We start from the raw sequence: 25,622 nt of genomic DNA, 5'->3' as shown, positions 1-25,622 counted from the left end.
GCCCATGCCCTTCCTTGAACTCTCCCTGATCGTCCGCACCGAGCAGCAGCCCGGCGCGGAGGAAGCGCTGGACGATCTCGGCGCACTGTCGATCACCCTGCAGGACGCCGATGCGGAGACGCCGGACGAGCAGGCGATCTTCGAACCGGGCGTGGGCGAGCTGCCGTTGTGGCCGACGATCACCCTGCACGCGCTGTTCGACGAACACGCCGACCGGCGCGGCCTCAGCGCCGCGTTGGGCGAGCTGCTGCCATGGCTGGAACCCGACCAGCTGAGCTTCGCCGAAGTCGCCGACCAGGACTGGGAGCGTGCATGGATGGACCAGTTCAAGCCGATGCCGTTCGGCCGCCGGCTGTGGATCTATCCGTGGAACATCGAGCCTCCCGTCGACGATGGCCTCGTGATCGTGCGCCTCGATCCCGGCCTCGCCTTCGGCAGCGGCACCCACCCCACCACCGCGCTGTGCCTGGAATGGCTGGACGGCCTGAACCTTGCCGGCAAGACCATTACCGACTACGGCTGCGGCTCGGGCATCCTGGCGATCGCCGCGCTGAAGCTCGGCGCGGCCAGCGCGGTCGGTGTCGACAACGACCCGCAGGCACTCACCGCCTCGGCCGACAACGCCGAACGCAACGGCGTGGCCGACCGCCTTGCACTGTTCCTGCCCGAGGATGTGGAAGCCGAACAGGCCGACGTGTTCATCGCCAACATCCTCGCCGGCCCGCTCGGCGAACTGGCGCCGACCTTCGCCGCCGCGGCGAAACCCGGCGCGCCGTTCGCGATCTCCGGCATCCTCGCCGGCCAGCAGGACGAACTGCTGCAGCGCTATGCCGAATGGTTCGACGAGTTGCGCGTGGACAGCCGCGAGGACTGGGTGCGCATCAGCGGCCGTCGCCGCGGCTGAGGCCACCGGACCGCCGGCTTGCCCGCGCGATCACCCTGCTAAGCTTGCCGGACACCGATTCAAAGCGGCCTGCATGTACACACAATGTCCCGAATGCCTGTCCGTGTTTTCGCTGGATGCGCAGACGCTAGCGAAAGCGCACGGCCACGTCGTGTGCGGACATTGCGAGGCCGGCTTTGACAGCCTCGCCACGCTCACCGAGCAATTGCCGCCGGAACCGTTCGCCGAGCTGCCGGTCAACGAACCCGCGTTCGAGCCGCCACTGCTCGACCTGGTGGTCTATCGGCCGCGGCCTGATCCGCCGGCGGTGGTCGTCGCCGACGAGATGGTGACGACGGCGGCACCCCGGCCGGCCGTCGAGGACTTCTCGCAACTGGTCTTCGCACCGCGTTTCGCCCGCGAACCACAAACACGCCAGCATGAACGACCGACCCGGCGCGAGCGGCGGCGGCACCGGCGTTCGTCCGGCGAACGGCGCTGGCCATGGGTCGCGGCGTGCCTGCTGCTCGCACTGCTGCTCGTCGCCCAGCTGGCCTGGGCCAAGCGCGACGACCTGATCCGCAACCCCACCGTGGGCGGCTGGCTGCGCGGCAGCTGTGCCATGCTCGGCTGCGAGCTGCCGCTGGTCGCCGCGCCGCAGCAACTGCGCCTGCTGGCCAGCAACGTGCAGGCGCATCCCAGCGTCGCCGGCGCGCTGATGATCAGCGCCAGCGTGCGCAACGACGCCACCTTCGCGCAGCCCTGGCCGGTGCTGACGATCACCTTGTCGAACGCACAGGGCCAGCGCATCGCGATGCGCCGCCTGCAGCCGGCCGAGTACCTAGACGACGCCACGATCCTGCGCCATGGCCTGGCGCCGGGCGGCAGCGCCGTGCTGCTGCTGGAAGTGGAGGACCCGGGCGACAAGGCGGTGGCGTTCGAGATCGGTTTCGAATAACGACGCCCGCGGTACTTAAAATTATCCGCCCGCGCGGGTAGACTCGGTCCCTCGCGCTGGCATGCCGTACGGCATGCGATACACGCCGCGACCCGCAAGATCAGTCATAACCATGAGCAGCGGCCTATGCAGTCGTCGCTTCGTACGTGAGGGAAGATGCCCGTGAATGCCGTAAGACTGCCTGCTGCCGAGGCCGCAAAACAGACCTCGTCGCAAAGCGCAGGCTCGTCCGGCGCCGGCTCCCAAGGCCAAAGCGCGCTGAGCGAATGCGTCACCCGCACGGTGCGCCGCTACCTTGCCGACATCGGCGACACCGAATGTTCCGAGGGCCTGCACGCGCTGGTGTTGCGCGAAGTCGAAGTGCCGCTGCTGCGCGAGGTGCTGGCGTTCCACGACGGCAACCAGAGCCGCGCCGCCAGCGCGCTGGGCATCAACCGCGCCACCTTGCGCAAGAAGCTGGCCGCGCACGGCCTGCTGTAACCCACCTCGCGCATTCGTGCAAAAGCCGCCCACCATCCGGGCGGCTATAATGAGCGGCTTTCCCCTTCTGGAAACCCGCTCATGTCCGCTCCCCAGCTCGTCCCGGTCCGTCGTGCCCTGCTCAGCGTCTCCGACAAGGCCGGCCTGATCGATCTGGGTCGGCGCCTCGCCGCCAAGGGTATCGAGCTGCTCTCCACCGGCGGCAGCGCGAAGGCGCTGCGCGAGGCCGGCATCGCGGTCACCGAGGTCAGCGACCTCACCGGTTTTCCCGAGATCATGGACGGCCGCGTGAAGACGCTGCATCCGAAGGTGCATGGCGGCCTGCTCGGCCGCCGCGGCACCGACGACAAGGTGATGGCCGAACTCGGCATCGCGCCGATCGATCTGCTGGTGCTGAACCTGTACCCGTTCGAAGCCACCGTGGCGAAACCCGGTTGCACGCTAAGCCAAGCGATCGAGAACATCGACATCGGCGGCCCGGCGATGCTGCGCTCGGCGGCGAAGAACTGGAGCGACGTCGGCGTACTCACTTCGCCGGACCAGTACGCCAATGCGCTGGCCGAGATCGAACAGCACGGCGGCCTCGGCCGCGCGACGCGCTTCAAGCTGGCCGTGGCCGCGTTCAACAACGTGTCCAGTTACGACGGCGCGATCAGCGACTACCTGTCCGGGCTGGAACTCAACGACGCACACGACGCGATCGCCGGCCACGCCGCCTTCCCGGGCCAGGTCAACGGTCGTTTCGTCAAGCTGATGGACCTGCGCTACGGCGAGAACCCGCACCAGCAGGCGGCGTTCTACCGCGACCTGTACCCGGCGCCGGGCACGCTGGCGACCTTCCGCCAGCTGCAGGGCAAGGAGTTGTCGTTCAACAACATCGCCGACGCCGACGCGGCGTGGGAGTGCGTGCGCAGCTTCAAGAAGCCGGCCTGCGTGATCGTCAAGCACGCCAACCCGTGCGGCGTGGCGGTGAGCCTGGACGGCATCGGCAAGGCCTACGACCTGGCCTTCCAGACCGACCCCACCTCGGCGTTCGGCGGCATCATCGCGTTCAACCGCGAGGTCGACGGCGCCACCGCGCGCGCGATCGTCGAGCGCCAGTTCGTCGAGGTGGTGCTGGCTCCTGGTTATGCGGACGACGCCCTGAAGGCGTTCCACAAGAAGGGCAACGTGCGCGTGCTGGTGATTCCGCTGCCGGCTGACGGTGCACTGCACCAGGCGCATCCCGGCAACAGTTCCAAGCGGGTCGGCTCGGGCCTGCTGATCCAGAGCGCCGACACCGGCATGATCAGCGCCGCCGACCTGAAAGTCGTCACGCGCAAGGCGCCGACCGAGGCGCAGATCCACGACCTGATCTTCGCCTGGAAGGTGGCCAAGTTCGTCAAGTCCAACGCCATCGTCTACGCGCGCGACCGCCAGACCATCGGCATCGGCGCCGGCCAGATGAGCCGCGTCTACAGCGCGAAGATCGCCGGCATCAAGGCCGCCGACGAGAAGCTCGAGGTGCGCGGCTCGGTGATGGCCAGCGACGCGTTCTTCCCGTTCCGCGACGGCATCGACGCGGCCGCCGAAGCGGGCATCAGCGCGGTGATCCAGCCCGGCGGCTCGATGCGCGACGCCGAGGTGATCGCTGCCGCCGACGAGCACGACATGGCGATGGTATTCACCGGGATGCGCCACTTCCGGCATTGAGTCTCGGCCTGCAGAGGCGCACGCTCGACATCCACCCTTCGCCCCGGGGGCTGCCATGCATTACGAGCTGTACTACTGGACCGGCGTCCAGGGCCGCGGCGAGTTCGTGCGATTGGCGCTGGAAGATGCCGGCGCCGGCTACGACGACGTGGCGCGCATACAGGGCGACGACGCCCTCGTGCGCTACCTCGACGGCGTGCACGAAGGCGCGCTGCCGTTCGCGCCGCCGTTCCTCAAGGCCGGCCGCTTGCTGATCGCGCAAACCGCGAACATCCTGCAATACCTCGGCCCACCGCTCGGCCTGGTGCCGGAGAGCGAGAGCCGGCGCTTGTACGCGCACCAGCTGCAGCTGACCCTTGGCGACCTCGTCGCCGAGGTGCACGACTCGCACCACCCGATCGCCGGCAGCCTGTACTACGAGGACCAGCGCGTCGAGGCGCGGCGCCGTGCGGCCGACCTGCGCGAGACGCGGCTGCCGAAGTACCTGGACTATTTCGAGCAGGTGCTGGAACGCGGCGGCGGCCATCATGCCCTGCACGAGCACTCCTACGTCGACCTTTCGCTGTTCCAGCTGATGAGCGGGCTGGAGTACGCGTTTCCGCGTGCAATGCAGCGCCTCGGGCACGAGCTGCCGCTGCTGCGCGCGCTGAGGCAACGGGTAGCGCAGCGGCCGCGCATCGCCGCCTACCTCGCCTCGCCGCGGCGGCTGCCGTTCAACGAGAGCGGCCTCTTCCGTCACTACCCGGAACTGGACGACCCCGCGTAACCGCGCTCAGAACAGCGCGATCACCATCGCACCGGCCACGATCAGCGCGCCGCCGACCAGCAGCGGCCAGCTTTCACGCAGTTGCATCGCGCCGCCCTCCGCCTGGATACCGGCCTGGCGTCGTCAACGCACCCGGCGCGGCCACGCGGTCAACACCCGACTCAGTGGCCGCCGTCGTCCGGCGGTGTCGTTTCGTTCGACCCGGCGGCGGGCGGGCGGCTCTTGCCCCACTCCAGCACCTTGTACATCACCGGCCCGACCGGCTTCATGCCGTGCTCGTCGACCAGCCGGCCCTGCGGATCGACCATGTAGGTCTGCGCGATGCCGCTCTTCGGGGTGATCACCACCATGTAGACGCGGCCGCTGCGGCTGTATTCCTGGATGCTGTTGTCGCCTTCCTGGCGAATCCGCACTTCCGGCGGCGGCTGGTCGCGACCGGTCTGCACGCTGCCTTCGTCGTGCATCGCCGGCAGCGCCTGCGGATTCAGGTTCAGCGGGTGACTGGAAGAAGACGGCGCGGCGTGGGTCGACCGGTGTTTGACCGCCGGTTTGGTGGCCGGCTTGGCCACCGGCTTCACCGCTTTCACGCCCGGGTCGTTGATCCCGGGCGGCGGCGGCACGCTCGTCGACGGAGCGGACTGCGCCAACACACTCGATGTGAACAGGACGCTGGCGGCAACCAGCAAGGTAGCGGTTTTCATGGCGGCAACCTCGTTCGGGGAGCGCAGCATAACAGCGCCTTCGCCGGGCTTTCGTGAAGCGCGACGTTTCGCCGTGCATGCGCGCCGTGCATGCGAGAATGAGGCATGCCCAAACTCATCCTGATCGACGGCTCCTCCTACCTGTACCGCGCGTTCCACGCGCTGCCGCCGCTGAGCAACGCCCACGGCGAGCCCACCGGCGCGCTGTTCGGCGTGGTCAACATGCTGCGCGCCACGCTGAAGGCCCGGCCCGACTACCTGGCCTTCGTCAGCGACGCGCCCGGCCCGACCTTCCGCGACGCGCTGTACGAGCAGTACAAGGCGAACCGCCCGCCGATGCCGGACGACCTGCGCTCGCAGGTCGAGCCGATGCTGGCGATCGTCGGCGCGCTGGGCTTTCCAATCCTGCGCGTGCCCGGCGTCGAGGCCGACGACGTGATCGGCACGCTCGCCCTGCAGGCACAGGCGCTCGGCATCGAGGTGGAGGTTTCCACCGGCGACAAGGACATGGCCCAGCTGGTCGGCCCGCACGTCACCCTGGTCAACACCATGAGCAACACGGTGATGGATCGCGACGGCGTGATGGAAAAGTTCGGCGTGTGGCCGGGGCAGATCATCGACTTCCTCAGCCTCACCGGCGACGCCATCGACAACATCCCGGGCGTGCCCAAGTGCGGCCCGAAGACCGCCGCGAAATGGCTGGCCGAGTACGCCACGCTGGACGGCGTGATCGCCAACGCCGACAAGGTCGGCGGCAAGATCGGCGAAAGCCTGCGCGCCGCGCTGCCGCAGTTGCCGCTGTCTCGCCAGCTGGCGACGATCAAGACCGACGTGGCGCTGGAGCTCGGCCCCACCGAACTGGCCCAGCGCGAAGCCGACACCGCGCTGCTGCGCGAGTTGTACACGCGCTACGGGTTCAAGGCCGCGCTGAAGGACCTCGATGCCGCCGAGCCGGGATCCGGGGCCCGCGATTCGGCATTCGAAACACCGCCCGCCACGGCTGCTTCGCCCGCGCGTGTCGCTACAGCCGATGCGCCCGCGGCGGCACTGTCCGCTCCCGGCGAATACGAGCTGATCACCACCCAGCCGGCCTTCGACGCCTGGCTGGAAAAGCTGCGCCGCGCCGAACTGATCGCCTTCGACACCGAGACCACCAGCATCGACGCGATGCGCGCGGATATCGTCGGCATCAGCTTCGCGGTGGAAGCGGGCAAGGCCTGCTACATCCCGCTCGGCCACGATTATCCCGGCGCACCGAAGCAGCTCGACCGCGACACCGTGCTCGCCGCACTCAAGCCGATCCTCGAAGACGCGGCGAAGCCCAAGCTCGGCCAGCACGCGAAATACGACATCAACATCCTGTCCAATTACGGCATCGTGGTGCAGGGCCTGAAGCACGACTCGATGCTCGAATCCTACGTGTGGAACGCCACCGCCACGCGCCACGACATGGATTCGCTGGCGAAGAAATACCTCGGCTACGAGACGGTGAAGTACGAGCAGGTCGCCGGCAAGGGGGCGAAGCAGATCTCGTTCTCGCAGGTGGATCTGGACACCGCCTGCCGCTACGCCGCCGAGGATTCGGACATCACCCTGCGCCTGCACCTGGCACTGTGGCCCAAGCTCGAGAGCGTACCGGCCCTGCGCAAGGTCTACGAAGACATCGAGATCCCGCTGGTGCCGGTACTGGCCGCGATGGAGCAGCGCGGCGTGCTGATCGACGGCGACGAGCTGCGCCGGCAGAGCCAGCAGCTGGGCAAACGCATGCTGGAACTGCAGCAGCAGTCGTACGCGCTGGCCGGGCGCGAATTCAACCTCGATTCGCCCAAGCAACTGCAGGCGGTGCTGTTCGACGAACTCGGCCTGCAGGCAAAACTGAAGACGCCGACCGGCCAGCCGTCGACCAACGAGGAAGCGCTGGAAGCGATCGCCGACAGCCATGAACTGCCGCGGCTGATCCTCGACTACCGCGGCCTGGCCAAGCTGCGTTCGACCTATACCGACAAACTCTCCGGCATCGTCAATCCGCGCACCGGCCGCGTGCACACCAGCTACCACCAGGGCTCGGTGGCGACCGGACGGATCTCCTCGTCCGATCCGAACCTGCAGAACATCCCGGTGCGCACCGAGGAAGGCCGGCGCATCCGCCAGGCCTTCATCGCGCCGCCGGGCTGGCAGGTGCTGGCCGCGGACTATTCGCAGATCGAGCTGCGCATCATGGCGCACCTGTCCGGCGACGAAGGCCTGCTCAAGGCGTTCCATGAAGGCGGCGACGTGCACCGTGCCACCGCCGCCGAGGTATTCGGCCTGAAGCCTGAGGAAGTCAGCGCCAACCAGCGCCGCGCCGCCAAGGCGATCAACTTCGGCCTGATGTACGGCATGAGCGCGTTCGGCCTGGCGCGCCAGCTCGGTGTCGACCGCGGCGAAGCCAGCGACTACATGGCGCGCTACTTTGCCCGCTATCCCGGCGTGCACGCGTTCATGGAAGCCACCCGCGAACGGGCCCATCGCGACGGCTACGTCGAAACCATCTTCGGCCGCCGGCTGTACCTGGAGAACCTCACCTCGCGCAACCAGGGCCTGCGCCAAGGCGCCGAGCGCGCCGCGGTGAACGCGCCGATGCAGGGCAGCGCGGCCGACATCATCAAACGCGCGATGATCGCCGTGGCGGCGTGGCTGAAAAACCGCGACGACGCCCACATGCTGATGCAGGTGCACGACGAACTGGTGTTCGAGGTGCGCGCCGACGCGGTCGACGCGGTGCGCGCCGCGGTGGTCGAACGGATGTCCGGCGCGGCGGAACTGGCGGTGCCGCTGCTGGTCGATGTGGGTGTGGGCGCGAACTGGGACGAGGCGCATTGAACGCGAGCCGGGGAATACCCTCTGCGCAACAACGACTTGGTGGTTAACTTTCCATGAGAATGAATCGTTTTTAAATTTCTTTGGAAATCCTGCAACTTTCCTCGCCAATCACGCACTAACACTACGGATGCACGCAACGGCATCCGCGGCGGGCTCACCTCCCTGAGCCGCCACAGGCGCGAACCTCTCCCCTGGGTCTTCGCGTCTGGCCCCCGCCCCGGAGGCTCCCCCTAGCCTCCGGGGCTTTTTTTGTCCGCGATCCGTGCGGCCTGTACATTCCATGCACGACGGCACCCGGCATACTCGATCCACATCCACCGAGGGGAGCATCCATGCGCGCAGGACTTTTCATCGCCGGCATCATCCTGCTGGTCGCCGGCATCTGGGTCATTGCAGGCAATGGCAGCTACAGGCAGACCGAGACCCTGGCCCAGCTGGGTTCGGCCAAGATCGAAGCCACCCACACCAAGGCCGTGCCCCAGTGGATCGGCATCGCCGGCATCGTGGTCGGCGGCCTGCTGATCGTCGGCGGCATCGCCAGCAAGAAACGCTGAGCAGCACCCGCCGCTCCGGAAACCGCCGCTTTCGCGGCGGTTTTCGTCTGCGCCCACTACAATGGACGCGATGGATGTCTCGTACCTGATCGACCCGCTCAACGAAGCCCAGCGCGAAGCCGTCTGCGCCCCGCCCGGCCACTACCTGGTGCTGGCCGGCGCCGGCTCCGGCAAGACCCGCGTACTGACCCACCGCATCGGCTGGCTGACCCAGGCCGAACGGGTGCCGCCGTGGGCGATCCTCGCCGTCACCTTCACCAACAAGGCCGCCGGCGAAATGCGCGCGCGCCTGGAAGCGCTGATTCCCGGCGGCACCCAGGGCCTCACCGTGGGCACCTTCCACGGCATCGCGCATCGGTTGTTGCGGCGGCACTGGCGCGAAGCCGGCCTGCCGGAAACCTTCCAGATTCTCGACGCCGACGATCAGCTGCGGCTGGTCAAGCGCGTGGTCGCCGGACTGGGCCTGGACGATGCGAAGTATCCGCCGCGCCAGGCCTGCTGGCAGATCAACAGCTGGAAGGACGAGGGCAAGCGGCCGGACGGCATCGAGCATCGCGACCATCCGGTCACGCACACCTTCGTGAACATCTACAAGGCCTATGAGGATGCCTGCCGCCGCGCCGGGCTGGTCGACTTCGGCGAGCTGCTGCTGCGCGCGCACGAACTGTGGCTGAAGAACCCGGCCGTGCTGGAGCACTACCAGCAGCGCTGGCGGCACCTGCTGATCGACGAATTCCAGGACACCAACACGCTGCAGTACGCGTGGATCCGCGTGCTCGCCGGCGCCACCGGGAAAGTCTTCGCGGTCGGCGACGACGACCAGTCGATCTACGGCTGGCGCGGCGCCAAGGTCGAGAACATGGCGCAGTTCCTGCGCGACTTCCCCGGCGCGCGCACGATCAAGCTGGAACAGAACTATCGCTCCACCTCGACCATCCTGAAGGCCGCCAACAGCGTGATCCAGCGCAACGGCAGCCGCCTCGGCAAGGAGCTGTGGACGGCCGGCGACGACGGCGAACGCATCGCTCTGTACGCCGCGTACAACGAGCAGGACGAGGCGCGCTTCGTGATCGAGCGCATCCGCGAATACATCGACGAGCACGGCCAGGCGAAGGATTGCGCAATCCTGTACCGCTCGAACGCGCAATCACGCAACTTCGAGGAACAGCTGGCTCAGCGCAACATCAAGTACCGCGTCTACGGCGGCCAGCGCTTCTTCGAGCGCGCCGAAGTCAAGGACGCGCTGGCCTACCTGCGGCTCACCGCGAACCGTCACGACGACGCCGCGTTCGAGCGTGTGGTGAACACCCCGCCGCGCGGCATCGGCGACCGCACACTGGATGCGCTGCGCCGCCGTGCCCGCGGCGAGAACATCTCGATGTGGGAAGCGGTGCTCGTCGAACTGAGCGGCGGCAGCGAGCTGGCCGGGCGCGCGAAGAATGCGGTGAAGGCGTTTCTCGTACTGATCGACGAGATGGCGCGCGCCTTCGCGGGAATCGGGAATCGGGAATCGGGAATCGCCAAAACAGAAGCTGCGACGGAGCCGGATGCGGTTGCCCTTGCGATTTCCGCCCTCACCCTCGCCGAACAGATCGACCACGCGATCACCCACACCGGCCTGCGCGACTTCTACGAGAAAGATTCGCGCGGCAACGCCGAGTCGCGGGTGGAGAACCTGGACGAACTGGTCAACGTGGCCAGCCGCTTCGAGCGCACCGTCGAGGACATCGACGCGGGCTTGAGCGAACTCTCCGCGTTCCTGTCGCACGCCACCCTGGAAGCCGGCGAGAACCAGGGCGAGGCCTGGGACGACTGCGTGCAGCTGATGACCCTGCACTCGGCCAAGGGGCTGGAGTTCCCGGTGGTGTTCCTGGTCGGCATGGAGGAAGGCCTGTTCCCCAGCCAGCGCTCGGTCGACGACGAGGGCCGGCTGGAGGAGGAACGCCGGCTCGCCTACGTCGGCATCACCCGCGCCCGCGAGAAGCTCATCGTCACGCATGCCGAATCGCGCCGCATGCATGGCGCCGAGATGCTGGCGCGGCCGTCGCGCTTCCTCGGCGAGATGCCGGCCGAGCTGATCGACGAAGTACGCCCGCGCGTCCACGTCACCCGTCCGCTGTACGCCGGCCGGCCGCACGAGATCTCGCCGTCGCTGGAAGAATCGCTGCCAGTGAAACTCGGCCAGCGCGTCAGCCACCCCAGCTTCGGCGAAGGCGTGGTACTCAGCGCCGAAGGCAGCGGCGCGCACACCCGGCTGCAGGTGAACTTCGAGGCCGCCGGCAGCAAGTGGCTGGTGGCGGCGTACGCGAACCTGACCCCGCTGTAGGCAACCTATTCGCGCAACCGCGGCACGCCATGCACGTCGCGTTCCTCGATCGCGATCGGGTGCGTGTCGGGTTGCAAGGGGTTGGCCGTCTGCGCCAGCGGGGTGACCGCGTCGCCGCGGGCGGACGCCAGTGCGTTGCGATAGCAGCGCTGCGCCTGTCCCGCATCGCCCTGGCCGGCGAACGCGTCGCCCAAGGCTTCCCAGGCGGCGCTGCCTGGCGCCAGCGCCAGCGAACGCTGCAGGTACTGCTTCGCCTTGCCCCACAGTTTCAGCCGCACGCACATGCGGCCGAGCGTGAGCAGCAGGTTCGCGTCGTTCGGGTGCGCGTCGAGCCAGCCTTCGGCGCGGCGCAGGCGCGCCTCGACGTCGTCGCCGGCCAGGGTGCCGTAGGTTTCGATCAAGAGCGGCGACCACTCGCGACGCAGCGCGGATTCCACTTCGTCCATCGCCGGCAGAGTCAACCCGAACGCGGCCGCGCGGCGGGCGTAGGCGTCGATCACCGCGGGCACGCGGCGCTGTGTCTTCGGCAGTTGCGACCACAGTGTGTTGAGGCTGACGCCGTCCGATGCGGCCTGGATGGTGGCGGCCAGCACCTGCGCTTCCAGCGTGGCATACGCGCGGTTGCCCAACGCGCCGCTCTTCTGCAACGGCGCCAGGGCTTCGCGGGCGCGCCGGATGTCGCCGTTCGCCATTGCCGCCTGCACCAGCTCGCGCCAGCCGCCCGGGGTCAGCGTGCCCTTGTCGGCTTCGGGAACCAGCAGCGCCAGCGCTTCGGCCGACTTGCCTTCGCGGCGCAGCACGCGGGCGCGCAGCACGCGGGCCGCACGCGGTGCGGATTGCGCAGCCTGGTCCAGCGCCTCCAGCGCGCGGCCGGGTTCGCCGCGACGCGAGGCCGCCTCGGCCGAGGCCAGCAAGGCCGGGCCGCGCAGGCTGTCCAGCCGCGAGGCACGGTTGAGGTCGCGCTCGGCGTCGCCGTGGCGGCCTTCCATCAAGGCGATCAGGCCGGCGCCAAGACGCTGCTGGCTGAGCCGCCGATGCCGCCGCGAGAACGCGCCGAACGGCCAGCGCGCCAGCCGCCACAACACGGTGAGCAGCGCCCACGCCAGCAGCAGGATGACCAGCGCCGCGACCACCGTGGTCTCCACCCGCCAGCCACGCAGGCGCAGCAGCACATAGCCGGGATCCTCAGCCACCCAGTGCCAGCCGAACGCGGCCAGCGCGGCGGCGACCACCAGCAAGCCGATCCCGTACCAGAGCCTCATGGCCGGACCCCGCCCGGCGCCGCGGGACCGGCCGGCGCGGGACTGAGCGCATGCACCGCGCGCAGGTTGCGCAGTTCGGTCAGCGCGGCACCCAGCTGCACCGGCGCGTTCGCCGGCAACTGGCTGGCGAGTTGCTTCAAGGTCCCGCGCGCCTGCCGTACCGCCGGCGCGCTGCCGTCGAACTGGCTGGCCAGCGCGGCATCCACCCGCTGCAGCGCGGCCGCATAGCCCTTGCTGTCATAGGCCAGCAGCGCAGCCTGCGCCTGGGCCAGGTCGAGCGCGGCCAGCTCGCGCGCGAAACGCGCATCGGCGACCGCCAGCGGCGCACCGTCGTCGCGCTGCACGCTGACCACGCCGGCCAGCGCGCGGCGGATGCGCGACCACGCGTCGGTGGCCTCGGTAGTACTGCTGTCGAGCGGCTTCAGCGGCAGGTCGGCCAGATTGCCGCGCAACGTCACCAGCTGCTGCAACGCACCGGCCTGACTGGCCGGCTGGCTCTTGGCCAGCGCTTCGCGTTCGGCGTTGACGCTCTGGCGCAGGCCGCTGAAGGCGCCGTCGTTGACCGCGGCCAGGGTCTGGTCGGCCAGCGCGTACGCGGCAGCCGCGCCTTGCGCGTCATGGAACAGCGTGTAGCGTTCGCCGGCCATGCGCAGCAGCGATTCGCTCTCGTCCAGCAGCATGCCGTCGCGGCCGCTCAGACTCTTCTCGGCGAGCTTGGCCACCGCGTCTTCGAGATGGCGCGTGCGCTCGGCCTGACCGAGCAGTTCCTCGCGCAGCGAACGGTTGACCTGGGCCGCATCGTCCAACCGCTGGTTCAGGCTGCTGCGCTGGTCGCCCAGGGTGATCAGCGTGGTTTCCAGCGTGGCCACGCGCTGCTGCAGGCTGGCGACACTCTGGTTGTCGGCGGCGCTGCCCTGTTCCTGCTGCCACTGGCGCCAGCCGATGTAACCGGAAGCACCCACCGCGATCAGCGCCAGCAGCACCGCCAGCGCCAGGCTGCCACCGCCGCGCGGACGCGGCGCGGGCCGCGTGGGCGCGGTACGGGTCGCGCGCACGGACGGTTCGATCAGCACCGCATCGGGCGCAGCGGGATCGGGACGGGCGCCCTCGGGCGCGGCGGACGCATTCGGCTTGTCTACGTTGCTCATGCGCGCATGCTAACAGCCCATACGGCCGCGTTCGTAGCACGCGGATGTGAAGAGCGCTCAGTGCGCCGACATGGCCGCAGCCAGCAGATCCGCCGACAACGCCGAGGCGGCCGTAGCGATGCGCTGGAAACCCGCCGCACGCGCGGCGATCGCCAGCCGTTCGCTGCTGACTACTGCAGTCGCCGCGCACAACCGCGCCCACGCCGCTGGCGGCAGCAACTGCTGCAGGTTGTGCAGCGCTTCGGCGCTGGACAGCAGCACCTGCGCCGAGGCCGGCAATTGCAGCAGCGCATCGACATGGCGCCGGTCCAGCCGCGGCGGTACCCGCCGGTAGACATGCAGTTCGTGCAGTTGCGCGCCGCGTGCGGCGAGCTGTTCGCGCAGCACGCCGCGGCCGCCGGGCGCGCCGATCAGCGCCACCCGACGACCGCGCAGGTCATGCAGCGCAGGATGTTCGAGCAGACCTTCGCTGTCCTGCCGGCGCGGCGCCAACGGTGCGGCAATGCCATGCCGGCGCAACGCCCGCGCCGTGCCCTGGCCCACCGCCAGCACGGTCGCCGCCGTCTGCAGCGGCGACAGGGCCGCGGCGTAACGCACTGCGGCGGGGCTGGTGAAGACGATCAATTCGGACGTCAACACCGCACGCAGGCCCGCACGTGCAGCGGCGGCGTCCGCCACGCCACGCAAGGCCAAGCCCGGCAGCAGCAGCGGCACGCCACCGAGCGCGCGCACCCGGCGCGCCAACGCCGACGCGGTACCAGCCGGGCGGGTGATCACCACGGTTCGACCGCGCAAGCCCTGGTTGTCCCGAGAGGGTTGTTGCTGCATCCGCGCACCGCGTCCGGTCACTGTCATGGCCCCAGTGTAGCGGTGGCCCTACACTGGGGGGTCTCCCTTCCCCGCGGACCCTTAACCACGTGAGCACGACCGACGACGCAATATCGCACGCGCAGCAACTGATTCAGTTCATCCGCGACGAAATCCCGCTGGCCCACGCGATGGACCTGCAACTGGCCGGCTGCGACGACGCCAGCCTGAGCCTGCGCGCGCCGCTGGCGCCGAACGTCAACGACAAGGGCTGCGCGTTCGGCGGCAGCCTGGTCAGCCTGATGACCCTGAGCGGCTGGGCGCTGGTGGAACTGGCGCTGCGCCGGCGCGGCCATGACTGCGACGTGTTCGTGGCCGAATCCAGCGTGCGCTACCTGGCGCCGTTGTGGCAGGACTTCCGCAGCGAGGCGCGGCTGGCCGTGGACGCGGGCTGGGACACGTTCTTCAACACGCTGGGCGCACGCGGCAAGGCGCGCATCGGCGTCGACTGCGTGGTGCCCGGCGAGCACGGCAAGCCTGCCTGCACCTTGAGCGCGCGTTTCGTCGCCAAACGCCGCGGCTGAGTCGTCCGCTTCCGCTTGAGGCAGAATGGGCGGGTATCCATCGGGGGAGGAACCACCATGCGCCGTATCCTGAGCATCCTTGTCGTGCTGTCCGTGTTGTTGCTGGCCGGCTGCGCCACCAAGACCCGCAGCGACGCCCTGACCACCACGCTCAAGGCCTACGGCAGCGCACTGCGCTGGGGCGATTTCCAGAGCGCCGCGCAGTTCATCGACCCGGTGGTACGCGCCGCGCATCCACTGAGTTCGCTGGAACTGGCGCGCTACCAGCAGGTCCGCGTGAGCGAATACGACGACGGCGCCGGCCCGGTGCCGAGCGGCGACTTCGACGTGCAGCAGACCGCCATGATCAGCCTGGTCAACATCCACACCCAGTCCGAACGCAGCATCGTCGACCACCAGACCTGGCATTACGACGAGAAGGCCAAGCACTGGTGGCTGACCAGCGGCCTGCCGGACATCACCCAGGACTGAGCGCCGGCCGGTGATCGGCAGGTGCCCCGCGTCGATCACCGCATACCCGTATAATCGCCGGTTTACCCGAGCAGATGCCATCAGGGCACAGTGGACTGACGATGAACGATTTCCTGCACAAGCTGCCCGAATTTATCGGCAACCATGTGGCCTTGTCGGCCCTGTTCGCGGTTCTGCTGGTGGCGTTGATCGTCATGCAGCTCAGCACCCTGTTCAGCAAGATCAAGGAACTCAGCCCGACCGGCCTGACCCAGCTGATCAACCGCGAAAGCCCGCTGCTGATCGACCTGTCGGCGATCGCCGAGTTCGAGAAGATGCACGTCCCCGGCGCCAGGCATGTGGCGATGAGCCAGTTCGACCCGGAACACAAGGAGCTGGCCAAGGCGAAGGAATTGCCGGTGGTGGTGATGGACAAGGACGGCCGCGGCAATTCGCTGAAGGCCGCGCAGCGGCTGGTCAAGGCCGGCTTCGGCAAGGTCTATACGCTGGGCGGCGGCGTGCTGGCATGGCACGCGGCGCAATTGCCGGTCGCCAAGGGCTCCAAATAGGCAGGAGCGAGTGGAGAAAAGTGAGAAGCGCCGCTGCTCAGGCTCTTCCCGCGCTTCTCACTCCTCTCCACCCACTTCCCTGCGGTCGTGAATGCCGGCGCGCCCGGCCATGATCGCCGCCAGCACGTCCGGCGCGTACTCGAACGAGTCGTAGTACAGCCGCTCTTCCGGCAGCCCGGCGTCGAGGAACAGCTGATGCCCGGCGTCGATCATCGCCGGCGGACCGCTCATGTACAGGTCGTGGCCGGACAGGTCGGGCTGGTCTTCCAGCACCGCTTCGTGCACCAGCCCCGTGCGCAGGCCGGCGGCCTGCTCCGGGTCGGACACCACGGCGTGAAACGCGAGGTTCGGCACCTCGCGTGCCCAGTGTTCGGCCAGCGCGCGCAGGTACAGATCCGCCGCGCTGCGTGCGCCCCAGTACAACTGCATCCGCCGGCGCGTGCCCAGCGCGATGAAGTGCTCGACGATCGCCTTGACCGGGGCGAAGCCGGTGCCGCCGGCCATGAAGATCATCGGCCGCTCGGAATCCTCGCGCGGCACGAAGGTGCCCAACGGCCCCTCGACGCGCAGGCGGTCGCCGACCTCGAGCACGTCGTCGACCCATGAGGTGAAGCCGCCGCCGGCGACATGGCGCACGTGCAGTTCGATCGTGCCGTCCGGTTGCGGGCGATTGGCGATCGAGAACGGCCGGCGCTTGCCGTTCTCCAGCAGCACGTCCAGGTACTGGCCCGGCAGCCGCCGCAGCCGACGCTCGCCGTGATCCGGGCGCAGACGCAGGCCGATCACGTCCGGCGTCAGCCGCCACTTGTCGACCACCACCACGCCGAGCTGGCGTCGCGCGATGTCCTCCACCGAGGCGACTTCGCGCGCCTCCAGCAGCAGGTTGCTGGCCGGCACGGCTTGGCACAGCAGCACCGCGTGCTGGGCCAGCGCGCTGGCGTTCAGTGCCAGTGGCGGGTTGCGCGGATACTCGCAGCGCCCTTCCAGCAGGGTCGCCTTGCAGCTGCCGCAGACGCCGGCGCGACAGGAATACGGCAACGCCACGCCCGCGCGTTGCGCCGCTTCCAGCACGGTTTCGCCGGCCGCCACCGGAAACTGGCGGCCGGTAGATTTGAGGGTAACGGTAAACACCAGGTGCATTGTCGCGGCGATCGCAGCGGACAACAATGCGGGCTCGCATCACGGGAATCAATGATGAGCCTCTGGAAACAACCCGCCGACCTCGCCCGCCTCAACGGCTGGAGCGCCAACACTATGATGGAGACGCTGGGCATCCGTATCACCGCGGTCGGCGACGACTGGCTGACCGGCAGCATGCCGGTCGATCAGCGCACCCACCAGCCGTATGGCCTGCTGCACGGCGGCGCCTCGGTGGCGCTGGCCGAGACCCTGGGTAGCACCGCGGCGATGCTCACGCTGGACCCGGAGAAGGAACTGGCGGTAGGCCTGGACATCAACGCGAACCACATCCGCGGCGTGCGCAGCGGCACGGTAACCGGCACCGCGAAGGCGCTGCACATCGGCCGCACCACCCAGGTGTGGGAGATCCGCATCGAGAACGAAGAGGGCGCGCTGGTGTGCATCTCGCGCATCACCATGGCGGTGATCCCGGCGCGCGGCATGGGCGTGCGTTGAACAACACGCCGTACGCCAGCCTCACCCCCGACCTGGTGCTCGACGCGGTGAGCGCCTGCGGCCTGTGGCCGGACGGCCGCCTGCTGGCGCTGAACAGCTACGAGAACCGGGTGTGGCAGGTGGGGCTGGAAGACGCAACACCCGTGATCGCGAAGTTCTACCGGCCCGGCCGCTGGAGCGACGCGGCGATCGCCGAGGAACACCGCTTCACGCAGGAGCTGGCCGACGCCGAGTTGCCGGTGGTGGCGCCGCTCGCCTTCGGTGGTTGCACCCTGCTGCATCACGCCGGCTTCCGCTACGCGCTGACGCCGCGCCGCGGCGGTCGTGCGCCGGAGCTGGAAGCCATCGACCAATTGCAGTGGCTGGGCCGGCTGATCGCGCGCATGCACCTGATCGGCGCGCGTGCGCCGTTTGCCCATCGCGGCAAGCTCGACCGCGACACGATGGTGCAGCAGCCGATGCACGCAGTGCTCGGCGCATCCCTGTTGCCGGTCTCGCTGCAGACGAACTACCGCGCCGCCGCGACGCGGCTGGATGCGGCGATCGCCGCACGCCTGGAGGCCATCGGCCCGGTGCGCCAGCTGCGCCTGCATGGCGACTGCCACCCGGGCAACGTGCTGTGGACCGACGCCGGCCCGCATTTCGTCGACTTCGACGACGCGCGCACTGGTCCGGCGGTGCAGGACCTGTGGATGCTGGCGAACGACGCGCGCGCGATGGAAGCCGTGCTGGAGGGCTACCAGCAGTTCCGCGATTTCGACCACGCCGAGCTGGCGCTGATTCCCGCATTGCGCGCGATGCGCCAATTGCACTACGCCGGCTGGATCGCCGCGCGCTGGCACGACCCGGCGTTCCCCGCCGCCTTCCCGTTCGCCGCCGAATCGCGCTGGTGGGAACAGCACATCGCCGACCTGCACGAACTGGCCGACGAGCTGGAATGAGGGGGCGCTGCGGCATTCGATCGCAAGAACTTCCCTCCCCACGCGCAAGCAGGCATGCTTGGCCGGATATCTTGCCGAGCGTGCCCATGAAACGATCCCGCACCGCCGCCCTGCTGCTGATGAGCACGGCCCCGTTGTTGCTGACCGCCTGCGACCGCAGCGAAAGCGCGTCGCGCGAAGGCCTGTACACCTCGGTCGAGGCCTGCGTGGCGCAGACCAACGACAGCAACACCTGCCAGCAGGCATTCGCCAAGGCGCAGCAAGATGCAGTGGCCACCGCGCCGCGCTTCGCCAACCGCGAGGAATGCGAAGCCAGCTACGGCAAGGAAAAGTGCGCCGAGCGCAACGATGGCGCCAGCCATTCGTTCTTCGGCCCACTGATGACCGGCTTCTTCCTGTCGCAGATGATGTCGCGCAACGGCGTGGCGGCCAACGGCTTCAACAGCGCGCCGGCGTTCCGCGACAACAACGGCGGCTGGCAGCGCCCGGCCACCGGCGCCGGCGGCGTCTATCGCGGCGGCGCCGGTACCGCGATGGTGCCGGTCAACGCCACGCCGAACCGCGCGGTCACCAGCAGCCGTGCCGGCTTCGGCACTTCCGGCAGCAGCCGCGGCATCGGCGGCTGATGCGCCGGGTCGCCACGGCCGAGCGCCCCGACTGGCGCGCCAAAGCCGCCGCGTGCGGCTTCGGTTTCCACACCATCGACGACGCGCCGTACTGGGACGAGTCGGCGTACTACGCGTTCAGCCTGCGCGAGATCGAGAACGACATCGAGGCGCCCAGCGAAGAGCTACACGCGATGGCACTGGACATGGTCGAGCGCATCGTCGGCAGCGAGCAGCACATGCAGCAGCTGGCGATCCCGGAGCCGTACCGCGACTGGATCGCGCAGAGCTGGCGCGAGCGCCAGCCGCACCTGTACGGCCGCATGGATTTCGCCTACGACGGCACCGGTCCGGCCAAACTCTATGAGCTGAACTACGACACCCCGACCTCGCTGTTCGAAGCCGCGTTCTTCCAGTGGCAATGGCTGGAAGACCAGCTCGCGCGCGGCCGGCTGCCGGCCGGCAGCGACCAGTTCAATTCGATCTACGAATCCCTGGTGGAAGCGTTCGGCACGATCGCGCGCGGCATCGCGCGGCCGTTCCACTTCGCCGCGGTGCGCGACTCGGTGGAGGACCAGGGCACGGTCGCCTACCTGCGCGACTGCGCGCTGCAGGCCGGCATCGACTGCGGCGCGCTGGCGATCGAGGACATCGGCATCTCCGCCGACGGCCGCTTCACCGACCTCGACGACCAGGTGATCGGCTGCCTGTTCAAGCTGTATCCGCTGGAGGACATGTTCCGCGAGTCGTTCGGCCAGCATTTGCCGCATTCCGGCCTGCAGCTGATCGAACCGCCGTGGAAGGCGCTGCTGAGCAACAAGGGCATCCTGCCGCTGCTGTGGGACGCCCATCACGGCCACCCCAACCTGCTGCCGGCCGAGTTCGACGCCGGCGGTGAGTTGCCGCGGGGCTGGGTACGCAAGCCGCTGCACTCGCGCGAGGGCGCCAACATCGCGATGCACCTGGACGACGGTCGCGAGCTGCGCACCGACGGCCCGTACCGCGATGGCCCGTGCATCCGCCAGGCCTGCCACCCGCTGACCGGTTTCGACGGCCACTATCCGCTGATCGGCAGCTGGGTGGTCGGCGACCGCGCCTGCGGCATCGGCATCCGCGAAGACAGCTCACTGGTCACCCAGGACAGCGCCCGCTTCGTGCCGCATGCGATCGTCGAGGAAGCGCGCGGCGTGCTGATGGCCTGACGGCTCGGCTAAGCTTGCGTCTTCTCCGAACGAAGGACCCCGCGTGCGCAACTTTCTCTTCCGCTTGATCGGCATTTTCGAAGTCGCCGGCGGCCTGTACGGCGTGACCGTGATGCTGCGCCGCCTGCTGCCGCTGGGCTCGACCCACGACAGCATCGTCGCGCTGATCGGCCTGCTCCTGTTCGGCTTCGTGCTGGTCGCCGGCGTATTGCTGCTGGAAGGCAGCGAGAGCGGCGTGCGGCTGTCGCGCTGGGCGCAGCTGCTGCAGCTGCCGCTGATCGCCACGCCGGTATTCAGCTACGCGCTGCACAGCGGCGCCTTCGTCAACGTGTTCGCCACCTTGCAGGCCGCGCCGCGGCTGGGCATCGACTGGCACTTCGGCACGCAGGGTTTTGTGCTCGCCGTCGCCGGCCCGGCCGTATCGCGGCTGGGCATCAACCTGCTGGCGCTGCTGTCGTGGCTGGTGCTGCGCCTGCGCTGATCGCTCGCTTTGCTCCCTCCCCTGCTTGCAGGGGAGGAGCACGGGCACCAGCTATCATGCGCGGATGAATATTCCCGCAGCCCTTCCCGTCATCCGCCTGAAATCCGATCGCAACCCCGGCCACCCGTGGGTGTGGTCGGCGCAGATCTACAAACCGGAGTCGAAACTGCCGCCGGGCAGCGTGGTCGAGGTGCAGGACGCCAAGGGCCGCTTCGTCGGCCGCGCGTTCTGGAACGGCCACGCGCGCATCGCGCTGCGCCTGCTCGACACGCATCCGGACGCCAGCATCGACGCCGACTGGATCGCCGCGCGGATCGCCCGCGCCGTGCAGTTGCGCCGCGACTGGCTGCAGCTCGACGCCGTCAGCGACGCCTGGCGCGTGGTGCACAGCGAGGGCGATGGCCTTTCCGGCCTGATCGTCGACCGCTACGCCGACATCCTGGTGATCGAATACTTCGCCGCCGGCATGTGGCGTTTCCGCGAGGCGATCCACGCTGCCCTGCTGACCCACTTCCCCGGTACACAGCTGTACTGGTTCGCCGAATCGCACGTGCAGAAGCAGGAATCGTTCGACTGCCGCAGCCCCGACGTGCCCGCCGCGTTCGAGGTGCACGAGCACGGCCTGCGCTTCCACGCCGCGCCCGGCTCCGGCCACAAGACCGGCTTCTTCGCCGACCAGCGCGACAACCGCAAGCGCTTCGCCGAACTGGCGAAGGGCCGCCGCGTGCTCGACCTGTGCTGCAACGCCGGCGGCTTCGCCGTGCACGCGATGGCGGCCGGCGCGCGCGAGGCGGTCGGCGTCGATCTCGATGCGGGCATCCTGGAAGTCGCCCGCGCCAACGCCGCCGCCAACGGCGTCGAGGCCAACTTCGAACAGTCCGACATCTTCGACTGGGTGCGCGCGGCGGTGGCGCGCGGCGAGCGCTACGACGCGGTGATCCTCGACCCGGCCAAGCTCACCCGCGATCGCAGCAAGGTGATGGACGCGCTGAAGAAATACTTCGCGATGAACCGCATGGCGCTGGACATCATCCCGCCCGGCGGCCTGCTGCTGACCTGCTCGTGCACCGGCCTGGTCGGCGAAGGCGAGTTCCTGGAGATGCTGCGCCGGGTGGCGCTCAACGCCGGCCGCGAAATCCAGGTGCTGGAAGTGCGCGGCGCCGGCGCCGACCACCCGTTCCGCACCGACGTGCCGGAAGGGCGTTACTTGAAGGCGGTGTTCTGCCGGGTGGATTGAGACTTCCGCTCACCGCGCAGGAGCCCGCTGGCGGGGTTCAGCTGCGCGGCAGCCGTCCGCGCAGCGACGCTGCGTCGAACGGGCCAGGTTGCGCGATCAACTCGCGCGCGGCATCCACCTGATCCCACGTGTTCCACAACAACACGCCGCGCACGCGGCCGGCTTCGAGGTAGTACACCACGCCCTCGCGGTTCGGCTCGCGCCAGTCCTCGACCACCTCCAGTCGCGTATCCAGCAGGCCGACCGCTTCATAGCCGAGATCGAACAGGTCGGAATAGAAGAACGGCAGCGTGGTGTACGCCCCCTCGACACCGGCCATCGCGCGGCCGGCGAGCCGGCCCATGCTGACCGCCGCATCTTCATGCTCGACGCGCAGGCGTCGATCCAGCGCCGCGCTGCGGAAATTCGCCACGTCGCCGGCGGCCCAGATGTCCGCATCGCTGCTGCGCAGGTGGGCGTCGACCACGATGCCGTTGTCGACGGTGAGGCCGGCCTGTTCGGCCAGCGCGGTGTCGGGCGTCACGCCGAGGCCGGCCACCACCGCTTCCACCCGCAACACCTCGCCGTCGGACAGCTTCAATTCCACGCCGCCGTCGGTCTTGCTGCCGCCAATCACCTTGATGCCGCTGCGCACATCCACGCCGTGGCTGCGGTAGTAGTCGTCGAGGTAGCTTGTCAGTCCGTCCGGATAACGCCCGGCACCGATCGCCGCGCCGGGAAACAGCATCGTCACCTTGCAACCCAGGCTGCTCAACGACGCTGCCAGCTCGCTGCCGATGAAGCCGCCGCCGACCACGGCGATGTAGGCACCGGGTTTGGCATAGCGGCGCAACGCCTGGTAATCGTCCAGCGTGCGGAAATGGATCACCCGCTCGCCGCCGTCGAACGGCAGCTGCCGCGGGGTGGCACCGGTAGCCAGCAGCAGGCGGCGGTAGCGGTAGGTATCGCCGTGGTCATCGCGCGCGGTGCGCGCCACCCGGTCCAGCGATTCGATGCGGCGGCCCAGGTGCAAGGTCGCGCCGCTTTGCGCGGTGGCCAGGTCGATGTCGGCGGGCGATTTGTCGCCCTTCCACAGCGCCTTGGACAGCGGCGGCCGCTGATATGGCGGCGGCGCCTCGGCGCCGACGATGCCGACGTTCGCCGCAGCATCGACCTCGCGGATCGCCTTGGCCGCCGCATCGGCAGCCATGCCGGCACCGATGATCAGGTAATCGTGAACATGTTCCATGACGCTCTCCCAGGCCAACGTATCAGCCCATGATGCACCGCCGCTGGCAGCGGTAACGTGAAATCCAGGCGCAGCCGATGAGACCGCCCGACGTACACTGGATGCATCGACCCGGGAAAACGTTCCATGCCACTCCATGAAATCCTGCTGATCGCCCTCGTCATCCTCGCCGCGCTGGTGCTGCTGTTGCAGGTCGCGGCGCTGCTGCGCGGCCGCGGCGATCCCGGCCTTCACTCGAAGCTGGACGCGCTGAAAGACGACAGCGCCCGCGTCGAACGCACCCTGCGCGAGGAGCAGCGCGCCGGTCGCGAGGAACTGCAACAGGGCTTCGACCGCTTCCGTGGCCACCTCGGCGAACAGCTCAACGGCATGTCGCAGCAGCAGGCCGAGCGCATCGACGGCTTCGGCCAGCGCCTTGCCGCGCTCACCGACGGCACCAGCCAGGGCCTGCAGACGCTGGCCCAGCAACTCACCGAGGACGCACGCAAGAGCCGTGCGGAAACCACGCTCGCGCTCAACCATTTCGGCGAGCAGCAGCAACAGCGCTTCGCCGCACTCAGCGCCGAGCACGAAAAACGCATGGGCGAAGTGCGCGCCACGCTGGAGGCCAAACTCGGCGCAATCCAGCTGGATAACGCGGCCAAGCTCGAACAGATGCGCGCCACCGTCGACGAGAAGCTGCACGCCACCCTCGAAACCCGCCTGGGCGAGTCTTTCAAGCTGGTTTCCGAGCGGCTCGAAGCGGTGCAACGCGGCCTTGGTGAAATGCAGAGCCTCGCCACCGGCGTGGGTGACCTGAAGCGCGTGCTCGGTAACGTGAAAACACGCGGTGTACTGGGTGAAACCCAGCTCGGAGCGCTGCTCGAACAGCTCCTGACGCCCGACCAGTACGCCGTCAACGTGGCCGTGGTGCCCAACTCCGACGCACGGGTTGAATACGCCATCCACATGCCCAACGGCGTCGATGGTGCCCCGCTGTGGTTGCCGATCGACGCCAAATTTCCGCTCGAGGACTACCAGCGCCTGCAGGAGGCTCAGGAAAACGCCAACGCCGCAGCCGCCGCGGACGCCGCCAACGCACTGGAGCGGCGCGTGCGCGACGAGGCCAAGCGCATACGCAGCAAGTACGTGGCACCGCCGCACACGGTGGACTTCGCCATCCTGTTCCTGCCCACCGAGGGCTTGTTCGCCGAGGTGCTGCGGCGGCCGGGCCTGTTCGAGTCGCTGCAGCGCGACCACCACATCACGGTCGCCGGACCGACCACGCTTGCGGCGATCCTGACCAGCCTCAAGGCCGGCTTCCGCACGCTGGCGATCGAGAAACGCAGCAGCGAGGTATGGCAACTGCTGGGTGCGGTCAAGACCGAGTTCGGCAAGTTCGGCGCGGTGCTGGACAAGGTCAAGAAGAATCTCGACCAGGCTAGCAATCAAATCGACGCGACAGGCCAGCGCACCCGTGCGATCGAACGCAAACTGCGCGGCGTGGAAACCGCGCCGGGCGAAGTCACCCAGCAATTACTGGGTGACGACGTACCAGCGCCGGACGACAGCGACGACCCGGAGGTCTGAGCGTCCCGCCACGCCCACGCCTGCACCGGCTTGACGCTGCCGTTAAACTGACCCGACCCGCAATCCCAAAGGCATCCGCATGAGCGACCAGCCCCATCCGAACGACGTCAGTCGCGAACAGGCCGAAGAAGCCGTGCGCACCTTGCTGCGTTGGGCCGGCGAAGACCCGGCGCGCGAAGGCCTGCTGGACACGCCCAAGCGGGTGGTCAAGGCGTACCGCGACTGGTTCTCCGGCTACGCCTCCGACCCGGCCGAGTACCTGCGCCGCACCTTCAAGGAAGTGGCCGGCTACGACGAGATGGTGGTGTTGCGCGACATCGAATTCGAAAGCCATTGCGAACACCACATGGCGCCGATCATCGGCCGCGCCCACGTCGGCTATCTGCCGACCAATCGGGTGGTCGGCATCAGCAAGCTGGCCCGCGTGGTGGATGGTTTCGCACGCCGCTTCCAGGTGCAGGAGAAGCTCACCGCGGAAATCGCCCAGTGCATCCAGGAAACCCTGCAACCGGCCGGCGTGGCGGTGGTGGTCGACGCCAGCCACGAATGCATGACTACCCGTGGCGTGCACAAGCGCGGCGTGTCGATGGTGACCAGCCAGATGCTGGGCACGTTCCGCGACGACGCACGCACCCGCGCGGAGTTCCTGCAATTCATCGGCATCCACGGCAGCAACCGCTGA

Annotated in this window: 25 protein-coding genes; 19 read left to right on the top strand and 6 right to left on the bottom strand. The window is 68.7% G+C overall.

Features of this window, described 5'->3' with window-relative positions:
• Positions 1-4: 4 nt before the first annotated feature.
• From prmA to ASG75_RS14800, 5 genes are all read left to right on the top strand, one after another.
• Positions 5-904 (top strand): 50S ribosomal protein L11 methyltransferase, encoded by a 900-nt coding sequence (gene prmA / locus ASG75_RS14820; RefSeq protein WP_056391215.1) that lies wholly within the window; start codon positions 5-7, stop codon positions 902-904.
• A gap of 73 nt (positions 905-977) precedes the next feature.
• A complete protein-coding gene (locus tag ASG75_RS14815; protein ID WP_056391212.1) occupies positions 978-1,841 on the top strand; it encodes a zinc-ribbon and DUF3426 domain-containing protein in 864 nt (287 codons plus the stop codon).
• 156 nt (positions 1,842-1,997) lie between these two features.
• A complete protein-coding gene (locus ASG75_RS14810; protein WP_082547634.1) occupies positions 1,998-2,321 on the top strand; it encodes a helix-turn-helix domain-containing protein in 324 nt (107 codons plus the stop codon).
• A gap of 81 nt (positions 2,322-2,402) precedes the next feature.
• Positions 2,403-4,013: a bifunctional phosphoribosylaminoimidazolecarboxamide formyltransferase/IMP cyclohydrolase gene (gene purH, locus ASG75_RS14805; protein ID WP_056391208.1), complete on the top strand. Its 1,611-nt coding sequence runs from the start codon at positions 2,403-2,405 to the stop codon at positions 4,011-4,013.
• Positions 4,014-4,068: 55 nt separating this feature from the next.
• Complete coding sequence (locus ASG75_RS14800; protein ID WP_056391205.1) at positions 4,069-4,779, top strand: glutathione S-transferase; 711 nt, start codon at positions 4,069-4,071, stop codon at positions 4,777-4,779.
• 161 nt (positions 4,780-4,940) lie between these two features.
• Here ASG75_RS14800 and ASG75_RS14795 read toward each other — a convergent pair whose 3' ends face one another.
• Positions 4,941-5,480 (bottom strand): DUF2782 domain-containing protein, encoded by a 540-nt coding sequence (locus ASG75_RS14795; protein WP_082547640.1) that lies wholly within the window; start codon positions 5,478-5,480, stop codon positions 4,941-4,943.
• Positions 5,481-5,585: 105 nt separating this feature from the next.
• Here ASG75_RS14795 and polA point away from each other — a divergent pair, with 105 nt between their 5' ends.
• The 3 genes from polA to ASG75_RS14780 all read left to right on the top strand — a co-directional run bounded on the left by polA (position 5,586) and on the right by ASG75_RS14780 (position 11,222).
• Positions 5,586-8,342, top strand: a complete 2,757-nt coding sequence (polA, locus tag ASG75_RS14790; protein WP_056391200.1) for a DNA polymerase I — start codon at positions 5,586-5,588, stop codon at positions 8,340-8,342.
• Between the two features lie 332 nt (positions 8,343-8,674).
• Positions 8,675-8,896: a hypothetical protein gene (locus ASG75_RS14785; RefSeq protein WP_056391197.1), complete on the top strand. Its 222-nt coding sequence runs from the start codon at positions 8,675-8,677 to the stop codon at positions 8,894-8,896.
• Between the two features lie 70 nt (positions 8,897-8,966).
• A complete protein-coding gene (locus ASG75_RS14780) occupies positions 8,967-11,222 on the top strand; it encodes a 3'-5' exonuclease (protein ID WP_056391403.1) in 2,256 nt (751 codons plus the stop codon).
• A 5-nt stretch (positions 11,223-11,227) separates the two neighbouring features.
• Here the strand turns inward: ASG75_RS14780 and ASG75_RS14775 are convergent, their stop codons facing one another.
• From ASG75_RS14775 to ASG75_RS14765, 3 genes are read right to left on the bottom strand one after another with little or no spacing between them, the layout of a single operon-like run.
• Positions 11,228-12,484: a heme biosynthesis HemY N-terminal domain-containing protein gene (locus ASG75_RS14775; protein ID WP_056391194.1), complete on the bottom strand. Its 1,257-nt coding sequence runs from the start codon at positions 12,482-12,484 to the stop codon at positions 11,228-11,230.
• Positions 12,481-13,632, bottom strand: a complete 1,152-nt coding sequence (locus tag ASG75_RS14770; protein WP_056391190.1) for a uroporphyrinogen-III C-methyltransferase — start codon at positions 13,630-13,632, stop codon at positions 12,481-12,483. The genes ASG75_RS14775 and ASG75_RS14770 overlap by 4 nt, the downstream gene beginning before the upstream one ends.
• 57 nt (positions 13,633-13,689) lie before the next feature.
• Entirely contained in the window at positions 13,690-14,460 is a 771-nt protein-coding gene (locus tag ASG75_RS14765; RefSeq protein WP_056391187.1) for a uroporphyrinogen-III synthase, read from the bottom strand.
• 89 nt (positions 14,461-14,549) lie between these two features.
• Here ASG75_RS14765 and ASG75_RS14760 point away from each other — a divergent pair, with 89 nt between their 5' ends.
• From ASG75_RS14760 to ASG75_RS14750, 3 genes are all read left to right on the top strand, one after another.
• Positions 14,550-15,023, top strand: a complete 474-nt coding sequence (locus ASG75_RS14760; protein WP_056391185.1) for a YiiD C-terminal domain-containing protein — start codon at positions 14,550-14,552, stop codon at positions 15,021-15,023.
• Positions 15,024-15,080: 57 nt separating this feature from the next.
• Positions 15,081-15,494, top strand: coding sequence for a hypothetical protein (locus tag ASG75_RS14755; protein WP_056391184.1), 414 nt, complete (start codon positions 15,081-15,083; stop codon positions 15,492-15,494).
• A 101-nt stretch (positions 15,495-15,595) separates the two neighbouring features.
• Positions 15,596-16,042 (top strand): rhodanese-like domain-containing protein, encoded by a 447-nt coding sequence (locus ASG75_RS14750; protein ID WP_056391181.1) that lies wholly within the window; start codon positions 15,596-15,598, stop codon positions 16,040-16,042.
• Positions 16,043-16,099: 57 nt separating this feature from the next.
• On the opposite strand, the gene ASG75_RS14745 is transcribed toward ASG75_RS14750, so the two are convergent.
• On the bottom strand, positions 16,100-17,182 hold the full coding sequence (locus ASG75_RS14745) for a 2Fe-2S iron-sulfur cluster-binding protein (protein WP_056391178.1): 1,083 nt from the start codon (positions 17,180-17,182) through the stop codon (positions 16,100-16,102).
• 54 nt (positions 17,183-17,236) lie between these two features.
• Here ASG75_RS14745 and ASG75_RS14740 point away from each other — a divergent pair, with 54 nt between their 5' ends.
• The 6 genes from ASG75_RS14740 to ASG75_RS14715 all read left to right on the top strand — a co-directional run bounded on the left by ASG75_RS14740 (position 17,237) and on the right by ASG75_RS14715 (position 22,143).
• The gene (locus ASG75_RS14740; RefSeq protein ID WP_056391175.1) at positions 17,237-17,677 is read left to right on the top strand and encodes a hotdog fold thioesterase; all 441 of its coding nucleotides are present in this window, start codon (positions 17,237-17,239) and stop codon (positions 17,675-17,677) included.
• Positions 17,674-18,618 (top strand): serine/threonine protein kinase, encoded by a 945-nt coding sequence (locus ASG75_RS14735; protein WP_056391172.1) that lies wholly within the window; start codon positions 17,674-17,676, stop codon positions 18,616-18,618. Before ASG75_RS14740 ends, ASG75_RS14735 begins: the two co-directional genes overlap by 4 nt.
• Before the next feature lie 86 nt (positions 18,619-18,704).
• Entirely contained in the window at positions 18,705-19,244 is a 540-nt protein-coding gene (locus tag ASG75_RS14730; RefSeq protein ID WP_056391169.1) for a DUF1190 domain-containing protein, read from the top strand.
• Positions 19,244-20,425 (top strand): glutathionylspermidine synthase family protein, encoded by a 1,182-nt coding sequence (locus ASG75_RS14725; RefSeq protein ID WP_056391166.1) that lies wholly within the window; start codon positions 19,244-19,246, stop codon positions 20,423-20,425. The genes ASG75_RS14730 and ASG75_RS14725 overlap by 1 nt, the downstream gene beginning before the upstream one ends.
• Before the next feature lie 43 nt (positions 20,426-20,468).
• Positions 20,469-20,906: a hypothetical protein gene (locus ASG75_RS14720; protein WP_056391163.1), complete on the top strand. Its 438-nt coding sequence runs from the start codon at positions 20,469-20,471 to the stop codon at positions 20,904-20,906.
• 64 nt (positions 20,907-20,970) lie between these two features.
• A complete protein-coding gene (locus ASG75_RS14715) occupies positions 20,971-22,143 on the top strand; it encodes a class I SAM-dependent rRNA methyltransferase (RefSeq protein WP_056391160.1) in 1,173 nt (390 codons plus the stop codon).
• Positions 22,144-22,180: 37 nt separating this feature from the next.
• Here ASG75_RS14715 and ASG75_RS14710 read toward each other — a convergent pair whose 3' ends face one another.
• Positions 22,181-23,371: an FAD-dependent oxidoreductase gene (locus tag ASG75_RS14710; RefSeq protein WP_056391157.1), complete on the bottom strand. Its 1,191-nt coding sequence runs from the start codon at positions 23,369-23,371 to the stop codon at positions 22,181-22,183.
• A gap of 126 nt (positions 23,372-23,497) precedes the next feature.
• Between ASG75_RS14710 and rmuC the strand changes: the two genes are divergently transcribed.
• Positions 23,498-24,940, top strand: a complete 1,443-nt coding sequence (rmuC, locus tag ASG75_RS14705) for a DNA recombination protein RmuC (RefSeq protein WP_056391154.1) — start codon at positions 23,498-23,500, stop codon at positions 24,938-24,940.
• A gap of 79 nt (positions 24,941-25,019) precedes the next feature.
• On the top strand, positions 25,020-25,622 hold the full coding sequence (folE, locus tag ASG75_RS14700; protein WP_056391151.1) for a GTP cyclohydrolase I FolE: 603 nt from the start codon (positions 25,020-25,022) through the stop codon (positions 25,620-25,622).

It is taken from the genome of Rhodanobacter sp. Soil772, from assembly GCF_001428385.1.
GTDB lineage: Bacteria > Pseudomonadota > Gammaproteobacteria > Xanthomonadales > Rhodanobacteraceae > Rhodanobacter.
This window is presented reverse-complemented; position numbering and strand designations above follow the sequence as displayed.